Here is a 16,924-nt window from a genome sequence, read left to right as displayed (position 1 = left end):
TCAGGCTGGCAGTGGCACGCTATACTGTTTATATATACAGTTTTTGTGAGGTTGATGTGGTATCCACTCTCGAGCAGCTAGAACAGCAACGGTTGATCTGGCGCGGCCGGGAAGCCAATCGTCCGACTCAGGCCCGCCCCAGCGGCTGGGCCGAGCTGGACCAGCACCTGGGTGGCTGGCCCGGCGCCGGGGTGACCTCCATCCACGCTCGCACCGGTGTTGGGGAGTTGCGCTTGCTCTTTCCCTGCCTGCAACAGGCAGCACGGTTGTCGGTGTTCATTGCTCCCCCCTATTCCCTGAACGCGGAAAGCCTGGAGGGCAGCGGTCTCGATCTGGAACAGGTGTTGGTGCTCCACCCCGAGAGCCCCCAAAGTCGGTTGTGGGCGGCGGAACAAAGCCTGAAAAGCGGCGCCTGCCACACGGTTTGCCTCTGGCCGGCTCAACCTCTGCAGATCGTTCAGGCTCGCCGGCTGCAGTTGGCCGCACGCGCGGGCGATGCCAGTCTGTTTCTGTTGACCGGCTCACAGCCTGGGGCCCGCCAGGACACAGGGCTGCCATTGGATTTGTGCCTTGAGTTAACCCCACATTCCCGGGGCGTCATGGTGGCTGTTCCCCGCCGCCGACATGGCTGGGCACTACCGCCTTTTCTGGTTTCCATGGAAAGTGCCTGGCCGGAGCTGACGTCTTCGGCGGTTCAGCCAACAGCCAATCGTTCGACCCGTTGGCGTACGGCTGAAGGTCAATAAAGGACGGGTATGCTGTGGCTTTATCTGTACTTCCCCCGACTGCAACTGGAAACGCAGGAACCGGATAGCCCGCTTCCCTTTGGAATTGTGGATGAGCGGGACAACCGGTTGGTACAACTGAATGACGCGGCCAAACACCAGGGAGTGACGCTTGGAATGGGCCTTGCCACGGCCGCAGCGCTCTGTCCGGGCATTCAGTTACTGCCTTTGAAAGAGGCTATTGCCCAGCGCCGGATTAAGGAGCTGGCCCAGGGCCTTTATGACCTGTCGGGTGATATTTCTCCAGATATACCAGAGGGTATATGGCTTGGAGCCACAAGGATGGTTAAATACCATAATGGATTCGACAATTATTGTAAAAACATTCAGCGTTTTTTATGCCAACAGTCGCTGACTTGCCAGCTCGGTGCCGGCCCTTCTCCTCTCGCAGCCCGACTGCTGGCCAAAGCCGACACTCCTTTGACCGACCAACCCGAAACGTTGGCCCAATCCTATCGTCAATGCCCGCTGGCACTGACCGACTTACCCCAGTCCACCTGTGAACACTTGCAGCGTCTGGGAATTCAGACCCTGGCCGACTTACTGGCATTACCGTTCAAAGCGCTGTCCCGTCGCTTCGATGCGGACCTGGCTCAGTATGTGGGCCGCCTGACCGGACAATTGCCTCACCCACTGCCATTTTTCCAGCCGCCAGAGACGTTCCGGCGTCACCGGGAGCTTCCCCAGGAGCTGGAGACCAGCCAACGGCTAATCCCCTGGATTGAGCGCCTGCTGGGAGAGCTGGAAACGTTTCTCCAAAACCGGGAACAAGTGGTCAAGCGGGTGGAACTGACACTGTACCCCAGGGAGGGTGAGCCCATTGTTCAGTGGATTGGTGCCGCTCGGGGCGAGTCTCGGGCAGCGCGTTGGCTGCCATTGGTTGAATTGACGCTTGAACGCCAGCCCTTGAGCGCGCCGGTCGCCGCGTTGGCGTTATCGGCCCGAGAGTTGCTGCCCCGGCCCAAGGACACTCAGGACTGCCTGGATCCGCACAGTACGGCCAGTCTTTCCTGCGAACAATTGGTGGATTTGTTACAGGCGCGCCTGGGAGAGGAACGGGTTCGACGGCTGGTTGTAAGGGAGGATTTTCGCCCCGACAAGGCTTCCACCGAACAAGACCCCTTGTATCAAACGGAGCGCAACACCGACACCCCTGCGCCACCCAGCCTGCGGCCCGCTTTTCTGTTGGTCACCCCACAGCCCTACTCTCAGCCACTGGAAATCGTCCACGGGCCGGAGCGTATCGCCGCCGGGTGGTGGGACCATCAACCCCAGGTGCGGGATTACTATATAGCCCGAAACAGTGAGGGGCTGTGGTATTGGGTGTTCAGGGAGCCACAACAAACCGGGTGGTTTGTACAGGGATACTTTTCTTGAAAAAAGGGGGCTTGAAAAAGAAGTGGTGTCTGAAGAAGAAATGGGCTCCGTCGCGTTCGCGACGGAGCCCATCAGAGCAGACTCATCAGGCTGGCTGATCCGCTTCGCCATGATAATCCCGTGCGATCCAGAGGTAGACCGCGGGTATCACAAACAGCGTAAACAGCGTCCCGATGGTCATGCCACTGGCAATCACCAGTCCCATGGCGAAGCGAGAACCCGCGCCCGCACCGGTCGCAATCAGCAACGGAACCATACCGAGCACGGTCGCTGCTGTAGTCATCAGAATCGGCCGCAGGCGGATGGCCGTGGCTTCTTCAATTGCTTCGCGCTTGCTACGCCCGTCTTGCTGGAGCTGGTTAGCAAATTCCACGATCAGAATACCGTGCTTGGCGATAAGGCCGATCAACGCCAGCAGCCCCACCTGGGTGTAGATATTGATGCTGGTAAGACCTATGCTGATGAAGATCAGCGCGCCGCAGATACTCATAGGCACCGTTACCATGATGATCAGGCTGTCGCGGAAGGACTCGAACTGCGCCGCCAGTACCAGAAAGATCACCAGCAGGGCGAAGAAAAAGGTCACCACCAGTTGCTGCCCTTCCTGCTTCAACTGCCGCGACTGACCGGCGTAGTCCACACTGAACCCTTCGGGCATGACTTTCGCCGCGATCCGATCGAGCTCGCTCAACGCATCACCCAGAGCGACACCCGGCATAGGCACGCCGCTGATGGTGACCGAATTCAACTGCTGGAAACCGGTCAGAGAACGCGGCTGTACCGAGGATTTCAACGTGACCAAAGAAGACATGGGCACCAGCTCGCCCTGACGGTTACGGGTGTAGTAATCCTTCAACTGGCTGGGATTCAACCGCTCTTCCCGTTCAACCTGGGGAATCACCCGATAGGAACGGTTATCGAGGGAGAATCGCCCGACATAGCCGCCGCCAGTCAGACTACCAAGGTCGGCCGCCGCCCGCTGCATATCAACGCCCATGAGAGCCGCTTTTTCACGGTCAATTTCGACTGTCTCCCGGGGGCGATCGATCTTGAGGTCCTGATCGATAAAGATGAATTTCCCGCTTTGCTGAGCCTGGGAGACGATTTCCGCCACCACTTCATCCATCACCTGATAAGGCTGGGTAGAACCGACCACAAATTGGATCGGCGTACCACCGCCCCCCGGTGAAGGCAGTGAGGGCGGTACCGTGGCGAACACGTTCACCCCAGGCAGATTATTCAGGAACGGTTGAATATCCTGTTGAAGAATTTCATCCGTGCTGCGCTCGCGCTCATCCCACGGAGCCATGACAAAACCGGCAATACCGACGTTGGTGCCGTTGGTGCCGTTGATGATGAACAGGTTTTCCAGCTCTGGAATATCCTCGAGCAACTGCTCAATGTGACGGGTATTGATTTCCAGGTAATCGAGCGTGGCATAAGCATCAGCGGTCGCCTGGGAGAATACGAACCCCTGATCCTCCGCCGGCTCAAGCTCATTCTTGCTGGAGACAAACAGGAAGTAACAGGACGTCAGGATAATGGCCGCAAATACCAGTACCACCGGCATGCTGTTCAAGGTACCGTGCAACAGTCGTTGGTACCGCCGGCGCAGCTTCTCGAAATGATCATCCAGCCAGACTTCCAGCTTCGGGCGCTGCCCTCCGGCATCTCGAGAGCGCAGAATTCTCGAGCACATCATGGGCGAAAGCGTCAGGGCCACCACGCCCGAGAGCACGACCGTGGAGGCCAGAGTAAAGGCAAACTCCACAAACAGCACCCCGGTCAGTCCGCCGACAAAGCCCAGCGGAATGAACACGGCCACCAGCGTGGTAGACATGGCCACAATCGGCCAGGCCAGCTGTTGTGCACCGAGCATCGAGGCGTCCATGCGCGACATGCCCTCTTCCACATGACGCTGGATGTTCTCCAGCATGATGATGGCATCATCCACCACAATGCCGATGGCGAGCACCATGGCCAGCAACGTCAGCAGGTTGATCGAGAAGCCCAGAATCCACATAAGGAAGAAGGTGCCAATCAGTGACAGCGGCACCGCCACTGCAGGCACGATGACACTGCGCACCGAACCCAGGAAGGCGTAGATCACCAGCACCACGATAATCAGCGCCAGAACAATGGTGATGGCGACCTCGTCGATGGCGCTCTCAATGTACTCGGTAGAATCGTAAGGAATATCCGCGCTCAGCCCCTCGGGGAGTTCGGGGATGATCTCATTATCCCAGACATCCCGAACCCGGCCGATCACATCGAGGGCGTTAGAGTCGGGGGATATCTCGATACCGATAAAGGTCGCGGCCTTGCCGTTGAAGCTCACGGAGGACTCGTAACTTTCCGCCCCCAATTCCACATCCGCCACATCGCGCAAACGCACGATGGAGTCGTCGTTGGAGGTGACCACCAGCTCTTCAAAGGCTTCGACACTGCGCAAATCGGTACCGGCGTTCAAGTCAACAGACACCATCTGTCCCTTGGTACGACCGAGCGCCGCCAGCACGTTTTTGGCCCGCAACGCGGTCACCACTTCCGTGCCCGTCAGTCCGAAAGCCGCCATGCGTTGCGGGTCAAGCCAGATGCGCATCGCGAAGGTGCGCCCCCCCAGAATGCGAGCGCGCTGAACCCCGGGAATGGTGGACAGCTGAGGTTCCACCACTCGCACCAGATAGTCGGTAATCTGGTTGTTATCGAGAAGGTCGCTGTAAAAAGACAGATACATGGCCGCCGTATCTTGTCCGACGGACAGGGTAACCACCGGGTCTTCGGCGTTCTCCGGCAGTTCGGAACGTAACGCGTTCACCTGTGCGGCGATCTGCGTCAAGGCCTCGTTCGGGTCGTAATCCAGGCGCAGGAAAGCCTGAACACTGCTCACCCCCGCGGAGGAGGTGGACTTGACGTAGTCGATCCCCTCGGCGGCAGCAACCTCCCGCTCCATGGGCTTGGTAATAAACCCCTGGATCAGATCGGCGTCGGCGCCTATGTAGGTGGTGGAAACGGTCACCACCGCGTTTTTGATCTCGGGGAACTGTCGTACGTTCAAATCAAGCCCGGCACGTCCTCCCAGCAGCAGCAAAAACAGGCTGACAACCGTGGCCAACACCGGCTTGCGGATAAATACATCGGTAAACCGCATGGTTTAGCTCTCCTTAAGGGCTGGCCTGTTACTTGTTTCCGGGGTTCGGGTTCAGCTCACTGGAGGGCTGTACCGCCGGGTCATTGTTGACGTTCACCAGCGCATCGTTGCTCAGCTTGAGCAAGCCGGAGGTCGCGATTCGCTCGCCGACCTTCAGCCCATCAACCACTTCCACAAGATCGCCCCGCCGCTCTCCGGTTTTGATAAAACGGCGTTTGACGCGGGTTTTGCCGTCCTCGTCGGTATAAAGCACGTAAGCCGAATTACCGTAGGGATCAAACTGCACGGCGGTTTGCGGCACGACTTTCAGGTCCTTGGGCTCACCCAGGGTCAGCGTTACCCGGCCAAACATACCCGGCCGTAACTTGTGTTCGGGGTTCTCCAGAGTTGCTTGCACGGTAAAACTGCGGGTAGCTTCGTTGATGGACGGCTCAATGGCGGTCACGACCCCTTGAAAAGTGTCATTGCTATAAGCGTCTACTCGTGCATTCACTGCCTGCTGCTCCGAGATCTGAGGCAGCTCGCTGGTGGGTAGCGTGAACTGCAGGTAGATGGGATCCAGCGCCTGAACCGCCACAACGGGGCTGCCCACGGACACATATTGCCCCACATTCACCTGGCGAATGCCGGAACGGCCGCTGAACGGAGCCCGGATCATTTTCTGGCGAATCCGTGCTTCCTGGGCTTCCAGGGAGGCCTGAGCCTGTTGCGCCTCGCTCTGACGACGCTGCAGCTCTGACTCGGAGCTGTTGCCCTCTTCGAACAGCCGACGGTAGCGCTGCAGCTCCAACGTTGCCAAGCGAGCGGCGGCTTGAAGACGCTTCAGCTCCGCCCGATCGGTCTCGGTGTCGAGGGAGACGAGCAACTGCCCTTTCTCCACCGGTTCACCGTTTTCAAAGTGCACTTCGGTCACGATACCACCCGCTTCGGTGGTCAGTTGCGCGCCATTGACCGCCTTGAATGACCCAACGGCCGTGGTCGTGCTACTCCACGTAGAGGCTTTTACCTCGGTCGCCGTGGTCGCGATGGCCTGCTCCGGCATATTTGCGAAGTACTGGCCCATCATGTAATTACCAAAGGCTTTCCAGCCAAAGACAGCCCCGAAGACAATGCCTACGGCGACTAACATCAGAATCATTCGCTTGGTCATGCGCGTGCTCCCTACTCCTTTCAAACAGTGAAGGCGCTTTTTGGATAACGGTGGGGTTTTTCTCGGACCCTGGAGACGGCAGTACGCAGAACCGGGCCTTTCAGATGAGCGCAAAGCTTACAATACCGACGCGCCAGCGTATACGCCTCTTACAGAATCTTACAAATTGTACAGGTTACGCCCCGCCATTTCATCGGTGGACCTCCTGTGCGGCGTGTTTTGATGCGAGCCCCCCTCTTTTGCGATCTTCACCCCGCGCTTGAAGTCTACATTTCTGCGTATATACTGTATATAAAAACAGTATATCAATACACCCAAGATGCAGAGTGAAGATCCCGTGGGTTATGCCGAGCTGGTCTGTCAAAGCAATTTTTCCTTCCTTGAAGGCGCCTCTCATCCGGAAGAGCTCATGCGCCGGGCCGATGAGCTTGGCTACCGGGCGTTGGCCCTTACCGACGAATGTTCCGTCGCTGGGGTGGTGCGGGCCTATGCCGAGCACCGGCGCCTGAACAGCGAGACCAAGCTGATTGTCGGCAGCCGGATGAAGTTGCCACCGGGCCTGGATGTAGTTCTACTCTGCCCTCACCGGGCGGCCTATGCCGAGCTGTGCCGGGTGATTACCAACGCCCGCCGACGCAGCCCCAAGGGGCAGTATCAACTGGAAAAGTGGGACCTTAAATCCCTCCAACACTGTCTGGTTATCTGGCTCCCCCACGGCGACTGGGCCCGGGACCTGCGCTGGGGACAGTGGCTGCAGAAACACTGTGCCGAGCGACTCTGGCTGGGCCTGCGGCGCCATCTCACTCACCGGGAACATCGCTATATCGCCCATTGCGAACAGCTGGCCGGCACGCTCGGACTGCCCATCAGTGCCTGCGGCGAAGCGTTGATGCACTGCGCCGAGCGCCTGCCTCTGCAGCAGGTGCTGACCGCCATTCGCCTGGGGACCACCGTGGCCAAAGCCGGACGCCGGTTGTGCTCGAATGCCGAGCGCCGGCTGCGCTCCATTGATCGAGTTCAGACCCTGTTCAAAACCGAGTGGTTGGAACAGACCCTCGCCATCGCCGAGCGTTGTCAGTTCGACCTGGGCGAGCTGCGCTACGAATACCCGGCGGAGCTGGTGCCCGCGGGAAAATCACCCTTTACTTATCTCTGTGAGCTGGTCGAACAGGGCGTCGTCAAACGCTTTCCCGAGGGACCTGGCCATGAGGTTCGCGCCACTATCGACAAGGAGCTGGCTCTGATTGAAGAGCTGGGGTACGCCCATTTTTTCCTGACCATTCACGATCTGGTGGTCTTTGCCCAGAGTAATGGCATTCTCTACCAGGGCCGGGGCTCCGCCGCGAACTCGGTGGTGTGCTACTGCCTGGAAATCACCGCGGTCGACCCACGCCATATCAAGGTGCTGTTTGAGCGCTTTCTATCCAAAGAGCGGGATGAACCGCCGGACATTGACGTGGACTTCGAGCATGAACGGCGCGAGGAGGTGATTCAGTACGTCTATGAAAAATACGGTCGCCCTCGGGCGGCGTTGGCCGCCACCGTCATCAGCTACCGCTTCAAAAGTGCCCTGCGGGACGTGGGCAAGGCGCTCGGAATCAATGAGTCCCACCTCGAGTTTCTGATTCGCAACATCAACCGGCGGGACCGGGACTCCGCCTGGGAGGATCAGGTCGGAGATATCGGCTTGACCCCCGGCTCGGAAACCGCCGAGCAACTGATTCGGCTGGTGAATGAGCTGCGCGGTTTCCCCCGGCATCTGTCGCAGCATGTGGGCGGTTTTGTGATCTCCTCAGGCCCCTTGTATGAACTGGTACCGATCGAGAACGCTGCCATGGCCGATCGCACCGTGATTCAGTGGGACAAAGACGACATTGAAACCCTCGGTCTGCTGAAGGTGGACATCCTCGCATTGGGGATGCTCACAGCCCTGCGCAAGAGCTTCGACCTGATCCGGGAACATCAGGGCCATTCTCTGACACTCTCCGGATTGACCGCCACCATGGATGATCCGCAGGTCTACGGAATGATCCAGAAAGCCGATACCGTGGGGCTTTTCCAGATTGAATCACGCGCCCAGATGTCCATGCTGCCCCGGCTCAAACCCGCCCGCTATTACGACCTGGTCATCCAGATTGCCATTGTCCGGCCCGGCCCCATTCAGGGCGGTATGGTTCACCCCTATTTAAAGCGGCGCAATGGCGAAGAGCGCGTGGACTACCCCTCGGAAGAAGTCCGGGGAGTGCTGGAGCGGACCATGGGTGTGCCCATTTTTCAGGAACAGGTGATTCAACTGGCGATGGTCGCCGCCGGCTTTAGCGGTGGCGAAGCCGACCAGCTGCGGCGCGCCATGGCGGCCTGGAAAAAAACCGGTGATCTGGGCAGGTTTCACGGCAAGCTGGTGAACGGTATGGAAGCACGTGGCTATACCAATGAATTCGCGGAACGTATCTACCAACAGATACTGGGCTTTGGCGAGTACGGTTTTCCGGAGTCCCACTCGGCGAGCTTTGCCCTGCTCGCCTACGCCTCGGCCTGGCTCAAGCACTATTACCCGGAAGCGTTTTACACGGCACTGCTCAACAGCCACCCGATGGGTTTTTACTCGCCCTCCCAGCTGATTCAGGACGCCCGACGCCACGGCGTGGTTGTCCATCCCATCTGTGTCAACCATTCTGATCGAGACCACAGGCTCGAGCGAGACGGCGACCGGTTGAGCATCCGGCTCGGGCTAAGGCTGGTCAAGGGGCTGTCCCGCGAGGGGATCGACACTCTGGAAACACAACCCAGAAATAGCTCAGGCATTCGTTTCCAGCAGACGTCACAATTGCAGCACTGCGGCTTGTCCCGGCGCGACCTGGAAGCTCTGGCCAGCGCTAACGCCCTGCACACCCTCAGTGATAACCGCTACCAGTCGCGCTGGCAACTGATGGACCGCAATGAAGAGTTACCGCTTTTCGCTCAAGCCGAACCGACTCTGGCAGCGGCCGAGACTCCGGCGGATTACCTGCCCCAGCCCAGTGAGTTCGACAACCTGGTTGAAGATTACGCCAGCACCGGCCTTACCCTGAATCGTCATCCGGTGGTTTTACTGGAAGAGGCCGGAATGCTCGGCCACTTTGTGCGAGCCCGGGATCTGGTGACTCACCGTCACAAAGCACCGGTGGTGGTGGCGGGTGTTGTGACCGGGCGCCAGAGCCCCGGTACCGCGGCCGGGGTCACCTTCATTACACTGGAGGATGATACTGGTAACAGTAATGTGGTGGTGTGGTTGGCTACGGCAAGGGCACAAAAGCGGGCCTACCTGACCGCCCGGATTCTCAAGGTTCACGGCATACTGGAGCGCGAGGGGTCCGTGGTTCACGTGATCGCAGGCCGGCTGGAGGATATGAGTGATCGGTTGCAGCGCTTATCGGCCAAGTCTCGGGATTTTCACTAAGGCATTAACGCCCCACCCCTCCAGAGCAGTCCAACCGCTATTGGCGCACAAAAACCAGGCAGCGATTGTTGGCCGGCAACTCCAGGGTTGTGTTCAGCATCAGCCCCCGGTCTTGCGCCTCGGCCGCCACCGTCTGTCGGTTTCGAATACCACGGTGCGGTGCCTGTTGGCGGAGCGACTGATCAAAGGCGGCATTGCTGTCGCTGGTAAAGGCGCCCTCTTCATTGAAAGGGCCATAAACAATCAGTTGGCCTCCGGGGGGTAACAACCGCGCCACCCCCTCAAGCAAACTCAACACCGCTTCCCAGGAAATGATGTGAAACGTGTTGGCGGTAAATACCGCATCGGTTTCCTCAATCGGCCATTCGGGATGAGTCACATCCAGCGCCAGCGGCGCCCTGAGGTTGGTACCGGGGTAATCCTCAAGCCACTGCTCGATCGCGTCGTGATTTTGCGGAAGATCGCTGGTCTGCCACACCAGATGGGGCATGGCAGAGGCAAAATGTACCGCGTGTTGGCCGGTCCCGCTGCCGATTTCCAACAGGTGGCGGCAGGTGGCCAAGCGCGGCGCCAATACCGATAAGATGGGCTGCTTGTTGTTTTCACAAGCCTGGGAGAACGGTTTCTGCAAGGTCACCATGGAAAGACTTCACCTACTGCGGGTTTCAATGGCATCCAGTGTAACTCAATAAAACAGAATGTCCTCCCCTACACGCTCAATCAGCAGGTCCCGGTAGTACTCCGCTTTGGCGATATGCAGGGTTTCGAGCGGGTTGAAGTTGTCGGTGATGACCAGATCGGTGTTACCGGCAATAGCCACTTCCCGCTCTTCCAACCAGTTCAGGGCGGTCTCGGGTCCGCTCAGGGCCAGCGGCCGATCCGAGACAAAGAATACAAAGTCATTGAAGGTCGCGTCGGGGGAAGAAACGAACGTGCGACGGTGCTCGAAGACCTGGTCCAAAGTGTGGGCCACCGCTTCCACCGGCGTCTGCTCTCCTTCCAGGGTGAGACCGACAAAGTTCAGGGCCAGAACGCCGCCCGGCTTCAACTTGGCCTTGAGTTCGCGAAACATTTCCAGGCTGAGCAGATGAATAGGCTCGGTACCGCCGGTAAAGCAGTCGTGAATAATAAAGTCGTAGCGCTTGTCCAGTTGCTTAATCTGATAGCGGGCATCGCCCACAATCACATCGCCCGTGGGTTCGAAACTGAAATATTCGTGGGCGGCGTAGGCCACGGCCGGGTCGATTTCGATGGCGTCGGTGCGTACCCCGAACTGCCGGTAGGTATTGACCAGGTGCCCACTCCCCAGCCCCACCAGCAACGCATTCTCCCCCGCTGGATGAAACCGTGGCAGGTGACCGACCACCTGTTGGTAACCCAACAGCCCGGCCCCGGTCTCCAGGTGCTCGGCACCGATGGTGGAGCCCCCGGACATCAGCCACCGAATACCCCGCTCCGGCTGGTCCACCACCCGCACCCAGCCGTAGTGGGTTTCTTCTTCGAAGACCACCTCGGAGCCCGGGTAGTCCCGGGTCCCGAGGGTTGACCCCACGCCCAGGAGCAGAGCCACCGCCAGCACGGCGGTGGTGGCGCCCCACCCGACCAGTGAATTGCCGGCGTTAAGTCGGAGGTTCTCATAGAGCGCGAGCAGAAACGCCAGCACCAGCATCAACAAGCTGAGGCTGAGCACGATATTCTCGGTTCCGAACAGCGGCAGTAAAAAGAAGCCCAGCAGCAAGGTCCCCATCACACTACCCAAGGTGCTGATGGCATAGACCGTGCCGGCGGTTCGCCCGACGCGCTCCAGACCGCTGGTGGCGATCTTGATGACGTAGGGCCCCACCATGCCGAGCGCCAAAAGGCAGGGCGTAAACAGTATCAGGGCGCTCATCAGTGCCCCACCCCGCAAGCCGAGGCCGTTGCTGGCCAGTTGTACCGGTTTGCTCAAAAGCGGGATCACGCCGATCAGGACCGCCGTCACCAGCAGAATATGGGACAGTCGCAACCACGGAGCGGTATCCGCCAGACGCCCACCGAGAAGATAGCCAATCGACAGGGCCAACAGTGCCGTGGAGAGCAACGATGACCAGACAATCATGCTCACACCGTAGTAGGGCCCGATAATGCGTGTGCCGAGCAGTTCAATCATCATTACCGTGGCGCCGGTAATGCTTGCAGTCAGATAGAACAAACCCCGGTCAACCGCCTGTAGTGGCGGGTGCTGAGCGGCGCTGGCCGACGGTTCCTTTTTGTTAGAGTGTTTGGCCACGGTCCTTAACCTCGTTTATTGTTGTTGCGGAGCTTGGTAGCCTATAAGAAGCCAATGAGGTTGCCAATGCCACCTTGGTGTTTTGTGGCTTGGTTCGCAGCTTGTGAAAATTACCTGGAGAGCGCTCCGATGACCGCACGCCTGCCGTCCGCCATTGCCTGGCTGAACTGTGTGGTGCCACTGCTGGCTGTGACCGGCTCCTACGCCATTTCGTTGTATCAGGGCTCAGTGGTAGCCTGCTTCCCCTTCACCCACGGCTGTACCTCCATCAGCGGAGCGGCCCGCTACGGCGATGCATTATTTCTGTTTCGGGGGTTGATGATGCCACTGAGCATGCTGCTGGCGATCTACTGGTGGCTGCAGTGGCACTGGCTCACCCAGCGGGTGGGCCCGCGTCGGCGCCATACGGTCGCCCTCTGGTTGGGCGTGATTTCGGCTCTGGCACTGGTGCTTTACGCCAACTATCTCGGCTCAGGCAGCGGTTTTTATGAGTTTATGCGCCGCACGGGAATTATTTTCCACTTTGCCTTTGCCCTTCTGGCCCAGCTGCTGTGCGTGCAATCCCTGTTCTCAGCGCGCCACCAGTTGCCCGCCCGAACGCTGCGACTGGTGCGCTGGCAGTTTGCTCTGGTGAGCCTTCAGTGGCTTTGGGGGTTTGTCTCGTTGACCATCGATATCACCCAACCGGCCTTTGAGTACGAGGCGAAAAACATCGTCGAGTGGAATTTCGCCTGGGCCATGGTCGGGTTTTACGGCATCAGTGGCTGGCTGTGGTGGCGCGATCCACACTTCCCCACAAGTCGTACTCATCCGCCTGCTCAATCTTGACCATGACTTTGTCACCGGGCTGCATGCCCTGCTCGCCGTTGAGGTAGACGAGGCCATCAATTTCCGGTGCATCGGCATAGCTGCGACCGATTGCCCCTTCTTCGTCCACTTCGTCGATAAGCACTTCCAGGGTGCGCCCGATTTTGGCTTGCAGGCGCCGGGCGGAGATGCCCTGCTGCACCGCCATAAAGCGCTCGAACCGCTCCTGCTTTACATCGTCCGGTACCGGATCCGGCAGCTCGTTCGCCGCCGCCCCTTCTACCGGTGAATACTGGAAACAACCGACGCGATCCAGCTCCGCCTCTTCGAGAAACTCCAGCAGCTGCTGAAAGTCGTCTTCGGTCTCACCGGGAAAGCCGACAATAAACGTAGAGCGAATGGTCAGGTCCGGTACCTGTTCGCGCCAGCTTTTGATGCGCTCAAGGGTTCTCTCTACCTGACCGGGGCGTCGCATCAATTTGAGCATTCGGGGGCTGGCGTGCTGAAAGGGGATGTCCAGATAGGGAAGAATTTTACCCTCCGCCATCAGCGGGATGACGTTGTCCACGTGGGGATACGGGTAGACATAGTGCAGGCGCACCCAGACGCCGAGCTCTCCCAGCGCCTCACAGAGTTTGAGCATGTCGGTCTTGAGCGGACGGCCGTCCCAGAAATCGGTCTTGTACTTGATATCCACGCCGTAGGCCGAGGTGTCCTGGGAAATCACCAGCAGCTCTTTCACACCAGCTTTGGCCAGACGCTCGGCTTCGCTCATTACCTGACCAACAGGCCGGCTGACGAGCTTGCCCCGCATATCCGGGATGATGCAGAAGCTGCACTTATGGTTACAGCCCTCGGAAATCTTCAGGTAAGCGTAATGACGCGGCGTCAGCTTGATGCCCTGAGGCGGCACCAGGTCTACAAAAGGGTTGTGGTCCTGGCTGGGCGGCAGATGCTGGTGCACCTGATCGAGCACCTTTTCATAGGCGTGAGCGCCGGAAATGCCGAGCACCCCAGGATGAACCTCACGAATCTCATCCTCTTTCACCCCCAGACAGCCGGTCACCAGCACCTTCCCGTTCTCTTTCAGGGCTTCACCAATGGTTCCCAGAGATTCTTCCACGGCGCTGTCGATAAAACCGCAGGTGTTCACAATCACCATGTCCGCGTCATTGTAGCTGGGGACGATCTGGTAGCCCTCGGTCCGCAACTGCGTCAGGATCCGTTCGGAATCCACAAGGTTTTTGGGACAGCCCAGGCTGACAAAGCCGACGGTGGGAGTGTGCTTCATAGGGTGTGACTCTCGAGGTGCAGAAAAGGGCGCTATTGTAGGCGTTAATACGGCGGTTTGCATGGGTTCCCATGCTAGAATGTCGGTTTTTCGCCACGAGTTCCGATTCTTTTCCATGCGGCCCAGCCCCCAGGTTATATCCCTGCCCTATTACACGGACAGCGCCCATTGGTTCGCCCTGCTGGCCGAGATGGCCTCCCCGGCCTGGCTCGATAGCGGCCACCCGGGCAGTCAGTACGGCCGGTACGACATCCTCGCCGCGGAACCCCGCCTACAGATCAGCACACGAGGCCACCAGACCCGGGTCGAAGCCGCCGACAAGACAGTGGAACTCACCGAAGACAATCCGCTCAATGTGATCCGCCGGTGGCAGGGCCCGCCCTTGAGGGCCGTACCCGACCTGCCCTTTATTCCCGGTGCCATTGGCTACTTTGGTTACGATCTCGCGCGCCGGCTGGAACAGCTGCCCCAGCAGGCGCAGGCTGACGTCGCCCTGCCCGACCTGTGGCTCGGCTTTTATGACTGGGCCATTATTCAGGACCACCACACCGAGCGGGCTTTCCTGGTGGTCCGGCCCGAAGTGAACCTTGAGTCGCTAAGGCGGCGCCTGCTCTCCAAAGACCCGAAATCAACGTTAAAGCATTTTCTCGGAAATACTCGTAACCAGCTGAAAATTAGCCGTTTTTCTCCAGATATTTCCAGGGAGATGTATCTCGATCGCGTCGCCCGCATACAACGCTATATCGACGCGGGCGACTGCTACCAGGCCAACTTCGCACAGCGCTTCAGCGCCCGATTTGAAGGCAACCCGGCGCTCGGCTTCCTGGCCTTGCGCCGGGCGCTGCCCTCGCCTTTCTCGGGCTACCTGCCGCTGCCCGAAGGGGCCGTCATCAGCCTCTCTCCCGAGCGCTTTGTGGCGGTGCGCGACGGCCGGGTGGAAACCAAACCCATCAAAGGGACCGCCCCCAGGCGCGCCGACCCGGTCGAGGACCGCGCCGAGGGAGAGGCTCTGGCTCGAAGCCTTAAGAACCGGGCGGAAAATCTCATGATTGTCGACCTGCTGCGCAATGACCTGAGCAAAAGCTGCGACCGGGTAGAGGTACCGCAGTTGTTCGAGCTGCAGAGCTTCGCGAACGTCCACCATCTGGTCAGCACCGTCACCGGCGACCTGCGGCCCGGCGCAACAGCACTGGACCTGCTGCAAGGCAGCTTTCCGGGAGGCTCGATTACCGGTGCCCCCAAGATCCGGGCGATGGAGATTATCGAGGAGCTGGAGCCCTGCCGCCGCTCGGTGTACTGCGGCAGTCTTGGCTACCTGAGCGCCGACGGCAACATGGACACCAACATCGCCATTCGCACCCTGGTGTGCGACCGGGACCGGATCTATTGCTGGGGCGGCGGTGGAATCGTGGCCGACTCGGAAGCGGAGAGTGAATATGAGGAGAGCTGGAACAAGGTCAGGGTTCTGATGGACACGCTGAAAAGCGCCTTCGGCACCGATTGTTAAAGCGGGTCGGCCCCGTCCGCCGATCACTGACGGGGCCGCTGCCATTAATCGCTAGAGAGACAGGTCGCGATTACTGGCGGTGATAAAGGCTTTCTTCAGGTCTTCATAATTGTGCACGGCCGGGAACTGCGGAAACTCATCAATCACGTTCTGCGGCGCATGAAACAAGATCCCGGCATCGGCTTCACCCAGCATGGTGGTGTCGTTGTAGGAATCACCCGCGGCAATAATCCGGTAATACAGGGTTTTGAGCGCCAGAACCGACTGGCGCTTGGGGTCCTTCTGGCGCAGGGTGTAGTCCACCACTTTGCCCTGCTCATTGACCTGCAAACGGTGGCAGAGCAGCGTCGGGAAACCCAGCTGACGCATCAGCGGCTGGGAGAACTCGTAAAAGGTGTCAGAGAGAATAATGACCTGAAAGCGCTCGCGCAGCCAGTCGACAAACTCCGGCGCGCCTTCCAGAGGCTTCAGCGTCGCGATCACTTCCTGAATTTCATTCAGACCGAGGTTGTTCTCTTCCAGAATGCGCAGGCGCTGCTTCATCAGCACATCGTAATCCGGAATGTCACGAGTGGTCGCCTTCAACTCTTCGATGCCGGTTACCTTGGCGAATTCGATCCAGATTTCTGGCACCAGGACCCCTTCCAGGTCGAGACAGGCTAATTCCACGCTTACCCCCAAGTTTACAGTATTTGAAATCGGACCCGTGGCCCGAAAAATGGAGAAATTTACCGGTTTCCCCCGCCAAACGCAACTGAGACCGCCCTGCAGCACAGCGTTTAGCCTCCCTTGTCAGCATTTCGGCGTCCGAGGCGTTTTCACGTGGAACATATACCCGAAAGCGATTATAAAATGTTTTTATATGCCATTTTAAACGGACTGATTAGCGAAAATACGACCAATTTGCCGGAATTTTCACCAACATGTAGGCATCCGGCACTCAAAAACCACAAGATGCTGTGCGTAAAACGCTCAAAACGACCATATTTTAGCCATTGTTTCACGGCCGTCATATTTCACTTCAACAAGGACCTTCAAGTCCTCTGAAAAGGCGCTATAACCTCATAAAGTTTGGGTATTAGGAAGTTAATCATCGCTCTGGTATTCTTCTCCGCCCGTGATGAGCCAATTCAATGATGGAAGAATCA

At 58.7% G+C, this 16,924-nt stretch carries 11 protein-coding genes; 5 read left to right on the top strand and 6 right to left on the bottom strand.

Features of this window, described 5'->3' with window-relative positions:
- Positions 1–56: 56 nt before the first annotated feature.
- Together imuA and G547_RS0118175 are read left to right on the top strand one after the other, a co-directional pair.
- Entirely contained in the window at positions 57–746 is a 690-nt protein-coding gene (gene imuA / locus G547_RS22210; RefSeq protein WP_051235708.1) for a translesion DNA synthesis-associated protein ImuA, read from the top strand.
- A gap of 9 nt (positions 747–755) precedes the next feature.
- Complete coding sequence (locus G547_RS0118175; protein WP_027331052.1) at positions 756–2,162, top strand: Y-family DNA polymerase; 1,407 nt, start codon at positions 756–758, stop codon at positions 2,160–2,162.
- A gap of 85 nt (positions 2,163–2,247) precedes the next feature.
- On the opposite strand, the gene G547_RS0118170 is transcribed toward G547_RS0118175, so the two are convergent.
- A complete protein-coding gene (locus G547_RS0118170) occupies positions 2,248–5,313 on the bottom strand; it encodes an efflux RND transporter permease subunit (protein ID WP_027331051.1) in 3,066 nt (1,021 codons plus the stop codon).
- A gap of 28 nt (positions 5,314–5,341) precedes the next feature.
- A complete protein-coding gene (locus G547_RS0118165) occupies positions 5,342–6,463 on the bottom strand; it encodes an efflux RND transporter periplasmic adaptor subunit (RefSeq protein WP_027331050.1) in 1,122 nt (373 codons plus the stop codon).
- Between the two features lie 337 nt (positions 6,464–6,800).
- Between G547_RS0118165 and G547_RS0118160 the strand changes: the two genes are divergently transcribed.
- Positions 6,801–9,902: an error-prone DNA polymerase gene (locus G547_RS0118160; RefSeq protein WP_027331049.1), complete on the top strand. Its 3,102-nt coding sequence runs from the start codon at positions 6,801–6,803 to the stop codon at positions 9,900–9,902.
- Positions 9,903–9,939: 37 nt separating this feature from the next.
- On the opposite strand, the gene G547_RS0118155 is transcribed toward G547_RS0118160, so the two are convergent.
- Both G547_RS0118155 and G547_RS22205 read right to left on the bottom strand, forming a co-directional pair.
- Complete coding sequence (locus G547_RS0118155; protein ID WP_027331048.1) at positions 9,940–10,542, bottom strand: DUF938 domain-containing protein; 603 nt, start codon at positions 10,540–10,542, stop codon at positions 9,940–9,942.
- A gap of 45 nt (positions 10,543–10,587) precedes the next feature.
- Positions 10,588–12,171, bottom strand: a complete 1,584-nt coding sequence (locus G547_RS22205) for a fused MFS/spermidine synthase (RefSeq protein WP_245573509.1) — start codon at positions 12,169–12,171, stop codon at positions 10,588–10,590.
- A gap of 129 nt (positions 12,172–12,300) precedes the next feature.
- Here G547_RS22205 and G547_RS22200 point away from each other — a divergent pair, with 129 nt between their 5' ends.
- Complete coding sequence (locus tag G547_RS22200; RefSeq protein WP_051235707.1) at positions 12,301–12,999, top strand: Frag1/DRAM/Sfk1 family protein; 699 nt, start codon at positions 12,301–12,303, stop codon at positions 12,997–12,999.
- Here G547_RS22200 and rimO read toward each other — a convergent pair.
- Positions 12,929–14,269, bottom strand: coding sequence for a 30S ribosomal protein S12 methylthiotransferase RimO (rimO, locus tag G547_RS0118140; protein ID WP_027331047.1), 1,341 nt, complete (start codon positions 14,267–14,269; stop codon positions 12,929–12,931). The genes G547_RS22200 and rimO overlap by 71 nt on opposite strands.
- 115 nt (positions 14,270–14,384) lie before the next feature.
- Between rimO and pabB the strand changes: the two genes are divergently transcribed.
- On the top strand, positions 14,385–15,776 hold the full coding sequence (gene pabB, locus G547_RS0118135) for an aminodeoxychorismate synthase component I (RefSeq protein ID WP_027331046.1): 1,392 nt from the start codon (positions 14,385–14,387) through the stop codon (positions 15,774–15,776).
- 51 nt (positions 15,777–15,827) lie between these two features.
- On the opposite strand, the gene thrH is transcribed toward pabB, so the two are convergent.
- Positions 15,828–16,445: a bifunctional phosphoserine phosphatase/homoserine phosphotransferase ThrH gene (gene thrH, locus G547_RS0118130; protein ID WP_027331045.1), complete on the bottom strand. Its 618-nt coding sequence runs from the start codon at positions 16,443–16,445 to the stop codon at positions 15,828–15,830.
- Positions 16,446–16,924 lie beyond the last annotated feature (479 nt).

The sequence above is a fragment of the Marinimicrobium agarilyticum DSM 16975 genome, from assembly GCF_000423345.1.
Classification (GTDB): Bacteria; Pseudomonadota; Gammaproteobacteria; order Pseudomonadales; family Cellvibrionaceae; genus Marinimicrobium; species Marinimicrobium agarilyticum.
This window is presented reverse-complemented; position numbering and strand designations above follow the sequence as displayed.